The following is a 14,591-nucleotide window of genomic DNA, read 5'->3' on the forward strand; positions in this document are numbered from 1 at the left end:
AGGAAGGGCCCCTTCTTAACTGCTGCTCAGCTTGTTACCGTGCCGATCATGCGTGCTGCCTTCGCCTCGGCCTTCGACACCGACAACCCGCTCGCCGCGCTCGCCGTCGGCGACCGTCCCGAGCCGACCCACCCGCAGGACGACTGGGTCACCGTGCGGGTCCGGGCCAGCTCGCTCAACCACCACGACCTCTGGTCGCTGCGTGGCGTGGGCCTGACCGCCGACCAGCTCCCGATGATCCTCGGCTGCGACGCGGTCGGCACCGACCCGGACGGCAACGAGGTCGTCATCTACCCGGTGGTGCCCACCCCGGGCGACCCGCGCGGGGTCTCCATCCTCTCCGAGCACTACCAGGGCACGTTCGCCGAGCTGGTCGCCGTACCCCGGATGAACCTCCTGCCGCTGCCCGACGGCCTGTCGGCCACCGACGCGGCGTGCCTGCCCACGGCCTGGCTCACCGCCTGGCGGATGCTGACCACCAAGGGCCGGGTCGCCGACGGCGAGTCGGTGCTGGTCCAGGGCGCCGGCGGTGGCGTGGCCACCGCGGCTGTCGCGCTCGGCGTCGCGCTCGGCAAGCGGGTGTACGCGACCAGCCGCGACGCCGCCAAGCGGGAGCGGATCGCCGAGCTGGGCGCGACCGCGCTGGAGCCCGGCGCGCGGCTGCCGGAACGGGTCGACGTGGTGATCGAGACGGTCGGCGCGGCCACGTTCGACCACTCGCTGAAGTCGGCCGCGCCGATGGCCCGGATCGTGGTCTCCGGCGCCACCTCCGGCCACGAGCCGAAGGTCAACCTGCGCCGGGTCTTCGCCATGCAGCTGGAGATCCTCGGCACCTCGATGGGCACCCCCGACGAGCTGACCGAGCTGCTCGCGTTCTGCGCCGAGCACGAGGTGCGGCCGGTGGTCGACCGGGTGGTGCCGTTCAGCGAGATCACCGAGGCGTTCGCCCGGCTGCAGTCCGGCGACGTCTTCGGCAAGGTGGTCGTCGACCACACCGCCTGAGGCGCGCGGCGCGGATGGTGCGCGGCGCTCGGCGCTGGCGGCGCGCGGCGCAGCGTGTTAAGAAGGGGCCCCTTCTCTACCGGAGGCGTTAATAAGGGGCCCTTCCTTACAGCCGGTCGTCGAGCGTGGCCACGCCGCCGCGGGCCGCGGCGGCGGGGAGGCGCTCCTTCGCCGCCGGGTCGCCGTAGAGCGTCCAGCGGAGGAACTCGATCGTGGTGTCCGCGACCACGCCGAGCGCCTTGCCGTCGCCGAGCAGCGCCCGGCCGTGGTCGCCCTTCGGCAGGCTGAGCATCGCCTTGGGCCACGGCACCGCGTCGAAGACGGCCTTGCCCGCGGCGTACGACACCACCTCGTCGGCCTCGCCGTGCACGTACAACTGCGGCGCGACGGTGCCGGCGAACGCGGTGCCCACGCCGAGCGCGGTGCCGGCGAAGACGATGCCCGCGTCCAGCCGCGCGTCCCGGCCCGCGGTGAACAGGCCGATAGTGGTCACGCCACCGGCGCTGTGCCCGGTCGCGGCCACCCGCTCCGGGTCCAGCCGGCCACGCAGCGGATCGCCCGCCTTCTCGCCGAGCGCGAGCACCCGGGTCAGCACGTACGACACGTCGGCCGGCTGGTTCAGCACGTCCAGCGCGTTGCCGTCGGTGCCCCGCGAGGTGTGCGGGAAACGTGGCGCGGCGACCACGAAACCGGCCGCCGCCCAGCGCGTGAGCAGCACCTGGTAGTCCTCCGGCCGGGCGGTCAGCCCGTGGCTGAACAGCACCACCGGGAACCGCCCGGCCGCCGCCGGGGCGGAGCGCTCGACCGCGCCACCGGCCGCGCCCGCCGCCGGGTACCAGATCGTCACCGGCAACGGCCGGTTGCCGTCCCGGTTGAGCTTCACCTGGCGTACGCCGACCGCGAAGCTCTCCGTGGGCGCCTTGCCGGCGGGTACGCGCGGGGTCGGTGTGACGCTTGTCGGTGCGGTGTCCGGAGCGGGCCGCCCGGCCGGGGCGGCGGGCTGCTCCGAGCAGCCGGCGAGGGCGGCGCCGAGGACGGCGGCGGTGAGCAGGGCGACGGGACGACGGCGCATGAACTGAATTGTGCCTCGCGATCGCCTGTGACCCCGCCCGGTCAGCCGGTCGGGTGGTCGCACGCCGATGCCCGGAGCCGGGCCAGGTCGGCGGCGTCCTTGGCACGGCGGGGCCGCTCCGGCATCCAGACCGGGAACATCTCCTTGAACTCGATCTGCGCGGCGATGCTGATCACCGGGGCCGCGAGCGGACCGATTCGGCCGGGTGGGGCGCTCAGCATGCCCTCGGGCAGGACGGTGCCCGCCCACGGTCCGGCACCCACGACGACCCGGCCCGCCGCGTCCCGGTCGAGGTACGCGAAGCTCAGCTCGACGTCGTCCCGGACCAGGTCGAGCTGGAGCGTTGCCGGCGTTCGGGGGTCGGGCCGCCAGCTGAGCGCGCCGAGCCGGTCGGCCAGCAGGTCGGCGTCCCGCCGCCAGCAGTACCAGTCGACATCGACGTGGGGGCGGCTCACCGCTCCGAGGTGGAAGTCCATCGCCCAGCCGCCGCGCAGCCAGACGTCGATCCCGGCCGCTCCGGCCACCTCGACGACCTCACGGATGGCGCCCAGTTGCCGCCCTTCCAGCCCGTCCACGCCCGCACCCTACCCACCGCCGTGGGTCGCGTCGATCATGAGGTTGACGGCATCTGCTGTCCGGTTTGTCGCCGTCAACCTCATGATCAACGGCGCTGGGCCGGGTGCGGTCACGTGGGTAGGGAGTGGGTCGTGAAAGTTGTGCCGGGGGCTGTCGCGTCGGCGGGGAGGCGGCGCAGCGCCGCCCGGTCGGCGTACAGCGTCCAGCGCAGGAAGTCGGTGGTGGTGGCGAGCACCTGGGGGAAACCGGCCCGGCCCGGCGTCAGATACTCGCCGTGGCCCTGACCGCGCAGGCTCAGGAAGGCGGCCGGCCCGAGGCAGCGGGCGTACGCGGCCCGGCCGATCGACTCCGGCACGATCCGGTCGGCGCTCCCGTGCACGAACAGCATCGGCGCGAGCGGACGGGAGAAGCCGGCGACCATCCGGCCACCGGCGATCACGATCCCGGCCCGTAGCGGGGTCGGTTGCCCGGAGGCGAACATTCCGAGGCTGGTGTGACCACCGGCCGAGTGCCCGGCGGCGGCGAACCGGTCCACGGCCAGGTGCGCGCCGAGCGGGTCACCGGGGCGGGTGCCCAGACGGACCAGGTGACGGACCAGCCGCCAGGCGTCGGCCGGCTGGTTGCGTACGTCGTCGCGGGTGTAGCTGCGGGCGCGCAGGCTCGTACGCGGGTAGGTGGGCGCTACCACCACGAACCCGGCGGCCGCCCAGCGGCTGGTCAGGGCGGCGTGCAGCGCGGGCAGGCTGCGCAGCCCGTGGCTGTAGAGGACCACCGGGAACCGGCCCGCCGCGAACGGCGCGCCCGGCCGTACCCGTGGCCCGTCCAGCGTGCCGGTGCCGGACGGCCCGGCGGCGGGGCCGGTCGAGGTGGCGGCGGGGCCCGGCGCGGTGGCGGCATCACGTGCGGGGGCGGAGCCGGGTAGCGCGGTGGTGTGGGCCGGTGCGGCGGGACCTGCGGAAGTGGACGGGGTCGCCTGCGTGGGCAGGTCGGCCGGGTACCAGACGGTGACCGGCAGCGGCCGCGCGCCCTCCGGGTCGAGCGTGAACTGGCGCATCCCCACCGCGTACTGGCGATCGGGCGCGGGCCGGACACCGGCCGGTACGGGATCGGTGGTGGCGACGGCCTGGCCGCAGCCGGCCAGCAGCGCCGTCATCAGCGCGGCCACCAGCCGCTGCCCCCTCACACCTGCACGGTAGGCAGCCGAGTGGTCGGTCCGCGCCCGCCGTCCGGATCGGCTGCCGTCACCACCCGGCCGGGCGACGCCTCCACCGGCCGGGCGGGTTTGCGCGGGCCGGGTGAGCCGGATGTCGAGCTCCGGCCTGGCGGGGCGGCCTGGTCCGGCCGGTTTCGCTAGGGTCACCCGCATGGCTGAGAACTACACCGACCCGAGTGGCAACACAGCGCAGTTCCGCGCGTTCGTCGATTCGCCCGAGCCGGCCGCGTCGGCGTCGGCGCCGTCCCGGGTGCCGCTGATCGCCGGTGTGGCTGTCGCCGTCGTCGTGGTGGTCGCGCTGGTCGCCTGGATCGCCCTGGGCTGACCCGGCCGCCGCGCGCCGCGCGCCGGCAGCGGCAGGGTCGGGTTTGGAAGCGCTGGGGTCACGCCACCTCGCCGAGGTGGCGACATCGGGCGCACCGGGTCACGCCACCCCGCCGAGGTAGCGGCACCGTCGCCCCGAACGCGGTCAGACGCCCAGCACCTCGCGGGTCTCGCGGGCGATCTCCCGCTCCTCGTCGGTGCCGACCACGAGCACCGCAACCTCCGCGCCGTCCGGCGAGACGATCCGGTCGCCGTGGCCGTCGTTGCGCGCCGGGTCGACGGCGATGCCGAGCCGCTCCAGCCCGGCCAGCGACGCGGAACGCACCGGCGCGGCGTGCTCGCCGACCCCGGCGGTGAACGCGATCGCGTCGACCCGGCCGAGCAGCGCGTAGTACGCGCCGACGTAGCCGGTGATGCGCCGGCAGTAGACGTCGAAGGCCAGTGTCGCGTCCGGGTCACCGGCGGCACGCCGGGCCAGCACCTCACGCATGTCGTTGACGCCGGTCAGCCCGAGCAGGCCGCTGCGGTGGTTGAGCAGGTCGTCGATGTCGTCGACGCCCATGCCGCCCTCGCGGCGCAGGTGGAAGATGACTGTCGGGTCGAGGTCGCCGCTGCGGGTGCCCATCACCAGGCCCTCCAGCGGTGACATGCCCATCGAGGTGGCCACGCTGCGGCCACCCTGGACGGCACACGCGCTCGCCCCGTTGCCCAGGTGCAGCGTGATGGTGTTGAGCTGGTCGTACGGGCGGTCGAGCAGGTCCGCCGTGCGCCGCGAGACGTACGCGTGCGAGGTGCCGTGGAATCCGTACCGGCGGACGCCGTACCGCTCGGCGGTGGCCTTGTCGATCGCGTACGTGGCGGCGGCCTCGGGCAGCGTGTGGTGGAACGCGGTGTCGAAGACGGCCACCTGCGGGACGTCCGGCAGCGCCTCCCGCGCGACGCGGATGCCGGCCAGGTTGGCCGGGTTGTGCAGCGGGGCGAGCGGCACCAGGTCCTCGATGGCGGCGACCACCGCGTCGTCGATGCGTACCGGCTCGCTGAACTTCCGCCCGCCGTGCACCACCCGGTGGCCGACGCCGGCCAGCCCGGTCAGGTCGAGCCGACCGATGATCTCCCGGACCGCGCTCTCGTGGTCGGCCGGCCCGCCGCCGGGTTCGCCGATCCGTTCGACGGTGCCCTTGTCCCGGACGTCGTCGCCGTCGTACAGCCGGTACTTGACCGACGAGGACCCGCTGTTGAGGACCAGGATGCGGCTCATTCCGACGCCTCCGCGGCGGCCTGGATGGCGGTGATCGCCACCGTGTTGACGATGTCGGGCACGGTGGCGCCCCGGGACAGGTCGTTCACCGGCCGCCGCAGGCCCTGCATGACCGGCCCGACCGCCACCGCCCCGGCCGACCGCTGCACCGCCTTGTACGTGTTGTTGCCGGTGTTCAGGTCCGGGAAGATGAACACCGTGGCGCGCCCGGCGACCGGGCTGTCCGGCAGCTTGGTGGCGGCCACCTGCGGGTCGATCGCCGCGTCGTACTGGATCGGGCCCTCGACCAGCAGGTCGGGCCGGCGTTCCCGGACCAGCTTGGTGGCCGCCGCGACCTTCTCCACGTCGGCGCCCGCGCCGGAGCTGCCGGTGGAGTAGGACAGCATCGCCACCCGCGGCTCGATGCCGAACCGGGCCGCGGTGTCGGCCGACGAGATGGCGATGTCGGCGAGCTGGTCGGCGTCCGGGTCGGGGTTGACGGCGCAGTCGCCGTAGACGAGCACCCGGTCGGCGAGCAGCATGAAGAAGACGCTGGAGGCGACCGAGACGCCCGGCACGGTCCGGATGATCTCGAACGCGGGCCGGATGGTGGCGGCTGTGGTGTGGGTGGCGCCGGACACCATGCCGTCGGCGTGGCCGGTCTGCACCATCATCGTGCCGAAGTAGTTGGGCTGCGCCACGATGTCGTGCGCCAGTTCCACGGTGACGCCGCGGTGGGCGCGCAACTGCGCGTACGCCTGCGCGAACTCGTCCCGCCACGGGCTGGTCGCCGGGTCGACCACCTGCGCGTCGCCGAGGTCCACGCCCAGTTCCCGGGTGCGGCGGGCGATCTCGTCCGGGCGGCCGAGCAGCGTGATCTCGGCGACGCTCCGGCGCAGCAGCACCTCGGTCGCGCGCAGGATCCGTTCGTCGGCGCCCTCGGGGAGCACGAGCCGGCGGCGCTGGGCGCGGGCCCTGTCGATCAGGTCGTTCTCGAACATCAGCGGGGTGACCCGCGCGGACCGGCTGACCCGCAGCCGGCGGGCCAGGTCGTCGGTGTCCACGCAGCGTTCGAACGCGCCGAGCGCTGCTTCGACCTTGCGCGGGTTGGCGGTGCTGGGGCGGCCCTCGATCCGGCTGGACGCGGACACCGTGTCGTAGCTGTCGCTGGGTACCGAGAGCACCGGGAGCCCGGTGTTCATCCGCTCGACCAGGCGCATGGCCCGCGGGTCGGGCTGTTCGCCGAGCGTGAGCACCAGCCCGGCCAGCGACACCTGCCCGGCGACGTGCGCGGCCCCGGCAGCCACCAGCAGGTCGGCGCGGTCGCCCGGGGTGATCACCAGCGCCCCGTCGGTGAGGTGGTCCAGCAGCGTCGGCACGTGCGCCGCGCCGACCACGTAGTCGAGCACGTCACGGTCGAGCGCGGTCTCGTCGCCGGTGAGCACGGTGCCGCGCAGCGCCGCGGCGACCTCGGCCACCGTCGGCGCCGACACGGTCGGCACCTCCGGGATCGCGTACGCGGGCACCGGCAGCTCGGGCAGCGTCATCGGCTCCGGCACGCGGTTGGCCAGCGCCGCGATCACCGTCGCGCCGAGGTCGACCAGATCGTGGTACGCGCCGCGCAGCGCCGCCGCGATCGTCTCGGGCGTCTGCCCGAAACCGTCGACCACCGGGACCACGACGCTGCTGAACTCGGTCGCGAGCCGGGCGTTGAAGGCCAGCTCACGCGGGCCGGTGCCGTCGCCGTAGGCGAAGTCGCTGCCGACCACCACTATCGCCGGGCAGCGGCGTTCGACCTCCCGGTAGCGGGTGACGATCCGGGAGATCAGCTCCTCCCGGCGGCCGTCCGCGACGAGCGCGCTCGCTTCGGCGTACGTGGCGCCGTACAGCTCGTCGACCGGCAGATCCATCCGGTAGCGCTCGGTGAGCAGGGCCAGGATCGGGTCGGTGCCGTCGCCGGTGACGAGCGGCCGGAACGCGCCGATTCGTTCCACCTGGCGGGACAACAGCTCGGCCAGCCCGAGCGCCACTGTCGATTTTCCCCCGCCCGAGCCAACGCCGGTCAGGTACACGCTGCGCGCCACGGCACCCAACCTACAAGATCGAGGTCGGTGCTGTCCGTTCTGCCTGGTCAGCACGGCTAGCCGGGGGAGAAGGCGGAAATTTCTCGCATCTACACTTGGCCGTGTGGAAGGCCCGACAGCACTGATTCCCGTCGTACCGGAATCGCCCCCCGTCTTCGTCGACCCGAGCGGGCGGCGACGTCGGCGGCTTCGCCGTCTCGCCTACTGCGCCGGCGCGGCCGGCGTGATCTACACGGTCATGGTCGGGGTCAGCTTCGCCGGCGGGCCGATCACCCCGGACACCGTCATCCCGTTCGTCGAGCCGACCAGCGAGCAGCGGCTGCCCTCGCCGAAACCGTCGGACACCCCCGCGCCGACCCGTGCCACGCCGGACACGCCCACCGACATCCGCACCGCGCCGGTGCGGGTGCCGGCAACCTCCGTCGCCCCCGCCACCACGGTCCCGCCGAGCCCTCGGTATCCCCGGCCGACCCGCACCGCACCGACCGCGCCCCGGCCCGTCCAGACGCCGGCCACCACCGCGCCGCCCACCGCCCCCACCGCCGAGGTGCCGCCGCCCGTTGTCGACCCGCCGGCGGTTGTCGACCCGCCCGCCGCGCCGGTCGCGCCCGCCGATGAGTGACCAGGCGCCCGCCCGCCCGAACCCGCAGACAAGTGAGCAGCCCACAGTCACGCTGGACCCCCGCCGTGTGCGGGCCGCCCGCCGGCACCGGGCCGAGCGGCAGCCGGACGACGCGCCCACAGCCGTGTTGGACGTCCGGCAGATCCCCGGCGTGCGGCAGATCCCCGGCGCGCGCCGGTCCCGTGGGCGGCGTCTCCTGCCCCGGCCGAGCTGGGCCCTGGTCGCCATGGTCGTGGTCGTCCTGGGCGGTCTGCTGGTCGTCGAGGCGTACACGAACGCCGCGTTCGTACCGGACAACCGGGTGACGCCCGGCAGCCAGCGGGAGGTCCCCAGCTCGGTGGTCGGCGGCGGCCCGATCGTCAACGTCGGCGCGGAGGGCCGGACCCAGTCGCACCGCCTGCCGCCGCGGACCGTCGCGCTCACCTTCGACGACGGACCCGACCCGCGGTGGACGCCGGAGGTGCTGCGTGTCCTGGACAAGTACCAGGTCAAGGGCACCTTCTTCGTCATCGGTTCGCAGGTCGTCAGAAACCCGGAGGTGACCCGCCGGCTGGTGGCCGAGGGCCACGAGCTGGGCGTGCACACGTTCACCCATCCCGACCTCGCCGCGCTGCCGGAGTGGCGGCGCGAACTGGAGTACGCGCAGACGCAGCTCGCCATCGCCAGCACCACAGGTGTCCGGACGTCGCTGCTGCGCTTCCCGTATTCGTCCCGGGCGGACGCGTACACCGACCGGGACTGGCCGATGCTGCGGCAGGCGGGCGAGCTCGGCTACCTCACGGTCGTCAACGACGTCGACAGCCGGGACTGGGAGCTGCTCCCGGTCGAGGAGATGATCGCGAACGCCACGCCGGACGGGACGGCCGGCACCATCGCGCTGTGGCACGACTCGGGCGGCGACCGGGCCGGCACCGTGGCCGCGCTGGAGCGGTACATCCCGGCGATGCTGGAACGCGGCTACCGCTTCACCACCGTCAGCGAGGGGCTCAACCAGACGTTCGCGGCCGCGGGTGTGTCCGGCCCGGTGGGCGGGCACACGGCGGCCCCGCTCGACGAGCGGTTGCGGGGCCACGTCCTGGTCGGCGCGGTACGCGTGGCCGACGGCATGTTCGGGGTGCTCGGCGTCTTCTTCGTTCTCGTCGGGGTGCTCACGATCGGCCGTACCCTGCTGCTGTTCGTCGTGGCCCCGCGGCACGCGCGCCGCCGCCGTCGCCGCGACTGGTCGTGGGGTCCGCCGGTCACCGAACCGGTCTCGGTGATCGTGCCCGCGTACAACGAGCGGGAGGGCATCGCCGCGGCGGTCCGCTCGCTGGCCCTGGGTGACCACCCCGGTGGCATCGAGGTGGTGGTGGTCGACGATGGCTCGACCGACGGCACCGCCGACATCGTCGCGGCGCTGCGCCTGCCGAACGTGCGGGTCGTGCGCAAGCCCAACGGCGGCAAGCCCAGCGCGCTGAACACCGGCGTCGCGCTGGCCCGGCACGACCTGATCGTCATGGTCGACGGCGACACGATCTTCGAGCCGGACTCGGTCCGCCGGCTGGTCCAGCCGTTCGCCGACCCCCGGGTCGGCGTGGTCGCCGGCAACGTCAAGGTCGGCAACCGCCGCGGCCTGATCGCCAAGTGGCAGCACATCGAGTACGTCATCGGCTTCAACCTCGACCGCCGCCTCTACGAGACGCTGCGCTGCATGCCCACCGTCCCCGGCGCGATCGGCGCGTTCCGGCGGCAGGCGCTGGAGCAGGTGGGCGGCGTGACCGACGACACGCTCGCCGAGGACACCGACGTCACCATCGCCGTCGGCCGCGCCGGCTGGCACATCGTGTACGAGGAGAGCGCCCGCGCCTGGACCGAGGCGCCGACCACCATCGGCCAGTTGTGGAAGCAGCGGTACCGGTGGAGCTACGGCACCATGCAGGCGATGTGGAAGCACCGGCGCTCGGTGATCGAGAGCGGTCCGTCGGGCCGGTTCGGCCGCCGGTGCCTGTCGTTCCTGACGCTGTTCGGCGTGCTGCTGCCGCTGGCCGCCCCGGTGATCGACCTGCTCGCCATCTACGGGCTGATCTTCCTGGACCGCAGCGACACGGTGGTGGCCTGGCTGGTGATGCTCGCGCTCCAGTTCCTCACCGCGGTGCTCGCCTTCCGGCTGGACCGGGAGAGGCTCGGCGTGCTCTGGGTGCTGCCGTTGCAGCAGTTCGTCTACCGGCAGGTCATGTACCTGGTACTGCTCCAGGCGGTCGGCACCGCGCTGACCGGCGGCCGGCTGGGCTGGCAGAAGCTGCGGCGTACCGGGGACCTGCGGGTCGCCGGGCGGGGCGCGGCCGGCTGAGGCCGCGCCCGGCCGCGCGCGTCAGTCGTCGTCCGGGTCGTCGAGGCGGGCCAGCCAGGTGGCGAATCGCTCGATCGGGGTCTCGAACTCCGGGTTCAGGTCGACGAAGTCACGCAGCCGCTCGCCCAGCCACTCCAGGCTGACCTGCTCGTCACCCCGGCGCTCGACCAGCTCCTCGATGCCACGGTCGGTGAAGTACACGGTGTTCCTCTCGTCGTACGGCAACGGCCCGCCCCGGGTCGGGACGGGCCGCTGCCGGTGGTGTCACGGGCGGGGGAGAGCCGCCTCGATCAGCGCGTTCTGCTCGACCTCGTGCATCTTCGCCGAGCCCACCGCCGGGGCGGCGGCGGCCGGCCGGGAGATGCGGCGCAGCCGGACCTCGGGCAGGTGCTCCAGCAGGTTGAGCGCGACGAACGACCAGGCGCCCTGGTTGGCCGGCTCTTCCTGGACCCAGGCGAAGTCCTCGGCGTTCGGGTACTGCGCGAGCGCGGCCCGGACCTCCTCGACGGGCAGCGGGTAGAGCTGCTCCATCCGGATGATCGCGGTGTCCGTCACGCCCCGCTCCTGCCGGGCCTGGAACAGGTCGTAGTAGACCTTGCCCGAGCAGAGCAGCACCCGCTTCACCTGCTCCGGCGCCGGAGCCGCGGTGTCGGCCAGCACCGGGGAGAACGTCCCGGTGGTGAAGTCCTCCACCGGCGACACGCAGAGCTTGTGCCGCAGCAGCGACTTCGGCGTGAACACCACCAGCGGCTTGCGCTTGGGCGACATGGCCTGGCGGCGCAGCAGGTGGAAGTAGTTCGCCGGGGTGGTCGGGATGGCCACCCGCATGTTGTCCTCGGCGCAGAGCTGGAGGAACCGCTCCGGGCGGCCGGACGTGTGGTCCGGGCCCTGGCCCTCGTGGCCGTGCGGCAGCAGCAGCGTCACCGCGGAGCGCTGACCCCACTTCACCTCGCCGGAGGAGATGAACTCGTCGATCACCGACTGGGCGCCGTTGACGAAGTCACCGAACTGGGCCTCCCAGGCCACCAGCGCGTTGATGTTCTCCACCGAGTAGCCGTACTCGAAGCCCATGGCCGCGTACTCGGAGAGCAGCGAGTCGTGGACGAAGAAGCGCGACCGCTCGCCGTCGGCGGTGAGCGACATCAGCGGCAGGTAGTCCTCGCCGGTCTTGGCGTCGACCACCGAGGCGTGCCGCTGGACGAACGTGCCGCGGCGCGAGTCCTGCCCGGCGAGCCGGACGGTGACGCCGTCGTGCAGCAGCGTGCCGAACGCGATGATCTCGGCGAAGCCCCAGTCGATGCCGCCCTCGACGGACATCTTGCGGCGCCGCTCCAGCAGCTGCTGGATCCGCTTGTGCGGGGTGAAGCCCTCCGGCAGGTTGACGTGCGCCTCGCCGATCGCCTTGACCACCGCGGCGTCGGTGGCGGTGTCGACATGCGGCTCCGGCTCCTCCTCCCGCGGCGGGCGGCTGAGCTGACGCGGTGTGGTCGCGGCGTCCCGGGTGGCCTTGAAGACCCGCTCCAGCTGCCCCTGGTAGTCGCGCAGCAGCTCCTCCGCGTCCTCCACGGTGATGTCGCCGCGCCCGATCAGCTCCTCGGTGTAGAGCTTCCGGACCGACCGCTTGGAGTCGATGATCTTGTACATCTCCGGGTTGGACATCGACGGGTCGTCGCCCTCGTTGTGCCCGCGCCGGCGGTAGCAGACCATGTCGATCACGACGTCCTTGTTGAACGCCTGCCGGTACTCGAACGCGAGGCGGGCCACCCGGACCACTGCCTCCGGGTCGTCGCCGTTCACGTGGAAGATCGGCGCCTGGATCATCCGGGCCACGTCGGTGCTGTAGAGGCTGGACCGGCTGTACTCCGGGGCGGTGGTGAAGCCGACCTGGTTGTTGACGACCACGTGCACGGTGCCGCCGGTGCGGTAGCCGCGCAGCTGGGACAGGTTGAGCGTCTCCGCGACCACACCCTGGCCGGCGAAGGCGGCGTCACCGTGCACCGCCAGCGGCAGCACGGTGTAGCCCTCCAGCTTGAGATCGATCCGGTCCTGCTTGGCCCGGACTATCCCCTCCAGCACCGGGTCGACGGCCTCCAGGTGCGACGGGTTCGCCACCACCGACACCTTGACCGCGTGCTCGCCGTCCGGAGTGGTGAACTTGCCGTTCTGGCCGAGGTGGTACTTCACGTCGCCCGAGCCCTGGGTGGAGCGCGGGTCGAGGTGCCCCTCGAACTCGGAGAAGATCTTCTCGTACGGCTTGCCGACGATGTTCGCCAGCACGTTGAGCCGGCCGCGGTGGGCCATGCCGATGACGACCTCGTCCAGCCCGGCCTCGGCGGAGCACTCCAGCACCTCGCCGAGCAGCGGGATCAGCGACTCGCCGCCCTCCAGCGAGAAGCGCTTCTGGCCGACGTACTTGGTCTGCAGGAACGTCTCGAACGCCTCGGCGGCGTTGAGCCGGTTCAGCACGTGCTTCTGCTCGTCCTGGCTCGGCTTCTCGTACTTGCGCTCGACCCGCTCCTGGATCCAGCGCCGCTCCTCCGGGTCCTGGATGTGCATGTACTCGATGCCGACGCGGCGGCAGTACGAGTCGCGCAGCACGCCGAGGATCGAGCGCAGCTTCATCCGCTGCTGGCCGGCGAAGCCGTTGACCGGGAAGACGCGGTCGAGGTCCCAGAGCGTGAGCCCGTGCTGGAGGACGTCCAGGTCCGGGTGCTTCCGGATCTTGAACTCCAGCGGGTCGGTGTCGGCCATCAGGTGGCCGCGCACCCGGTACGCGTGGATCAGCTCGTGCACCCGCGCGGTCTTGTTGATCTGGCCTTCGCTGTCGACTGCGACGTCGCGCATCCAGCGCACCGGCTCGTACGGGATGCGCAGCGAGGTGAAGATGTCGTCGTAGAAGCCGCGCTCACCGAGCAGCAGCTCGTGCATGACCTTCAGGAACTCGCCGGACTGCGCGCCCTGGATGATCCGGTGGTCGTACGTGCTGGTCAGCGTGATGACCTTGCTGACCGCGTTCTCGGCCAGGGTGGCCTCGCTCATGCCCTGGTAGGGGGCCGGGTACTCCATCGCGCCGACGCCGATGATGGCGCTCTGCCCCTGCATCAGGCGCGGGATCGAGTGCACGGTGCCGATGCCGCCCGGGTTGGTCAGCGAGATCGTGGTGCCGGAGTAGTCCTCCATGGTCAGCTCGTTGCGGCGGGCGCGCCGGACCACGTCCTCGTACGCCTGCCAGAACTGCCGGAAGTCCATCTGCTCGCAGCCCTTGATGGACGGCACCACCAGGTTGCGGGAGCCGTCCGGCTTGACCAGGTCGATCGCGATGCCCAGGTTGACGTGCTCCGGGCGGACCATCGCCGGCTTGCCGTCGACCTCGGCGAAGGAGTTGTTCATCTCCGGGTGCTCGACGACGGCGCGCACCAGCGCGTACCCGATCAGGTGGGTGAAGCTGACCTTGCCGCCGCGACCCCGGGTCAGGTGGTTGTTGATCACGATGCGGTTGTCGACGAGCAGCTTGGCCGGGACGGCGCGCACGCTGGTGGCGGTCGGGACCGACAGCGACGCGTCCATGTTCTGCACGATCTTGGCGGCCACGCCGCGCAGCGTCGTGGTGCCGGCGGCGCTCGCGGTCGGCGCCTTGGCGGCCGGCTTGGCCGGGGCGGACTTCTTGGCCGGCTCAGGCGCCTTCGCCGCCGGCTTGGCGGCGGGCTTGGCCGGGGCGGCCGCGGCCTTGGGGGCGGCCTTCGGCTCCGCCTTGGCGGCGGGCTGCTCCTTGACGGTGGCCACCGCCTCCTGCTGCTCGGCCGGCTCCGGCTTCGCGGCCGGCTTAACCTGCCCCTCCGGGCGCGGTGTGGCGGCGCCCGGGGCCGGCCGGTAGTCGGCGAAGAAGTCGTGCCAGGCCGAATCGACGCTCGAGGGGTCGGCGAGGTAGCGCTGGTACATCTCCTCGACGATCCACTCGTTCGGGCCGAAACCCGCCAGTGGGTTCTCCTGCGAAGTCTGCTGGGTCGACACGGCCGCTAATCGCCTCTTTCACGCGGTTGTGAATGTCACGGTGGCCCCCGGTGACCCCCGGTTGCCGACGCTGGGTAAACCGATGCCAAGGCTACGCCGTGCGCTGGGCGCAGGCATTCTC

The 14,591-nt window shown here is 72.8% G+C and carries 11 protein-coding genes; 4 read left to right on the forward strand and 7 right to left on the reverse strand.

Annotated elements, in window-relative coordinates; all coding sequences use genetic code 11:
• Positions 1-48: 48 nt before the first annotated feature.
• The gene (locus O7542_RS00305; RefSeq protein ID WP_030503225.1) at positions 49-1,002 is read left to right on the forward strand and encodes a Zn-dependent alcohol dehydrogenase; all 954 of its coding nucleotides are present in this window, start codon (positions 49-51) and stop codon (positions 1,000-1,002) included.
• A 106-nt stretch (positions 1,003-1,108) separates the two neighbouring features.
• On the opposite strand, the gene O7542_RS00310 is transcribed toward O7542_RS00305, so the two are convergent.
• The 3 genes from O7542_RS00310 to O7542_RS00320 all read right to left on the reverse strand — a co-directional run bounded on the left by O7542_RS00310 (position 1,109) and on the right by O7542_RS00320 (position 3,833).
• Positions 1,109-2,074, reverse strand: coding sequence for a chlorophyllase (locus O7542_RS00310; protein WP_281605547.1), 966 nt, complete (start codon positions 2,072-2,074; stop codon positions 1,109-1,111).
• Between the two features lie 41 nt (positions 2,075-2,115).
• Positions 2,116-2,649, reverse strand: a complete 534-nt coding sequence (locus tag O7542_RS00315; protein ID WP_281605548.1) for an aminoglycoside adenylyltransferase — start codon at positions 2,647-2,649, stop codon at positions 2,116-2,118.
• A gap of 110 nt (positions 2,650-2,759) precedes the next feature.
• On the reverse strand, positions 2,760-3,833 hold the full coding sequence (locus O7542_RS00320; protein WP_281605549.1) for an alpha/beta hydrolase: 1,074 nt from the start codon (positions 3,831-3,833) through the stop codon (positions 2,760-2,762).
• A 181-nt stretch (positions 3,834-4,014) separates the two neighbouring features.
• On the opposite strand from O7542_RS00320, the gene O7542_RS00325 reads away from it, so the two are divergent.
• Positions 4,015-4,188 (forward strand): hypothetical protein, encoded by a 174-nt coding sequence (locus O7542_RS00325; RefSeq protein WP_166457193.1) that lies wholly within the window; start codon positions 4,015-4,017, stop codon positions 4,186-4,188.
• Positions 4,189-4,332: 144 nt separating this feature from the next.
• Here O7542_RS00325 and O7542_RS00330 read toward each other — a convergent pair whose 3' ends face one another.
• Entirely contained in the window at positions 4,333-5,445 is a 1,113-nt protein-coding gene (locus tag O7542_RS00330) for an acetate kinase (protein WP_281605550.1), read from the reverse strand.
• Positions 5,442-7,517, reverse strand: a complete 2,076-nt coding sequence (pta, locus tag O7542_RS00335; protein ID WP_140946433.1) for a phosphate acetyltransferase — start codon at positions 7,515-7,517, stop codon at positions 5,442-5,444. The genes O7542_RS00330 and pta overlap by 4 nt, the downstream gene beginning before the upstream one ends.
• 94 nt (positions 7,518-7,611) lie before the next feature.
• Between pta and O7542_RS00340 the strand changes: the two genes are divergently transcribed.
• Both O7542_RS00340 and O7542_RS00345 read left to right on the forward strand, forming a co-directional pair.
• The gene (locus O7542_RS00340; RefSeq protein ID WP_205798135.1) at positions 7,612-8,130 is read left to right on the forward strand and encodes a hypothetical protein; all 519 of its coding nucleotides are present in this window, start codon (positions 7,612-7,614) and stop codon (positions 8,128-8,130) included.
• The gene (locus O7542_RS00345) at positions 8,123-10,459 is read left to right on the forward strand and encodes a bifunctional polysaccharide deacetylase/glycosyltransferase family 2 protein (protein WP_281605551.1); all 2,337 of its coding nucleotides are present in this window, start codon (positions 8,123-8,125) and stop codon (positions 10,457-10,459) included. Before O7542_RS00340 ends, O7542_RS00345 begins: the two co-directional genes overlap by 8 nt.
• A gap of 21 nt (positions 10,460-10,480) precedes the next feature.
• Here O7542_RS00345 and O7542_RS00350 read toward each other — a convergent pair whose 3' ends face one another.
• Complete coding sequence (locus O7542_RS00350; protein WP_030503218.1) at positions 10,481-10,660, reverse strand: DUF6104 family protein; 180 nt, start codon at positions 10,658-10,660, stop codon at positions 10,481-10,483.
• 63 nt (positions 10,661-10,723) lie between these two features.
• Complete coding sequence (locus O7542_RS00355; protein WP_166457190.1) at positions 10,724-14,470, reverse strand: multifunctional oxoglutarate decarboxylase/oxoglutarate dehydrogenase thiamine pyrophosphate-binding subunit/dihydrolipoyllysine-residue succinyltransferase subunit; 3,747 nt, start codon at positions 14,468-14,470, stop codon at positions 10,724-10,726.
• Positions 14,471-14,591: the final 121 nt, after the last annotated feature.

This window comes from Micromonospora sp. WMMC264, from assembly GCF_027497275.1.
Taxonomy (GTDB): domain Bacteria; phylum Actinomycetota; class Actinomycetes; order Mycobacteriales; family Micromonosporaceae; genus Micromonospora; species Micromonospora chalcea.

Excerpts from the sequence above, each read along its gene's own strand:
- O7542_RS00305 (WP_030503225.1), top strand. The coding sequence starts at position 49 with ATGCGTGCTGCCTTCGCCTCGGCCTTCGACACCGACAACCCGCTCGCC.
- O7542_RS00310 (WP_281605547.1), bottom strand. The coding sequence starts at position 2,074 with ATGCGCCGTCGTCCCGTCGCCCTGCTCACCGCCGCCGTCCTCGGCGCC.
- O7542_RS00325 (WP_166457193.1), top strand. The coding sequence starts at position 4,015 with ATGGCTGAGAACTACACCGACCCGAGTGGCAACACAGCGCAGTTCCGC.
- O7542_RS00330 (WP_281605550.1), bottom strand. The coding sequence starts at position 5,445 with ATGAGCCGCATCCTGGTCCTCAACAGCGGGTCCTCGTCGGTCAAGTAC.
- O7542_RS00345 (WP_281605551.1), top strand. The coding sequence starts at position 8,123 with ATGAGTGACCAGGCGCCCGCCCGCCCGAACCCGCAGACAAGTGAGCAG.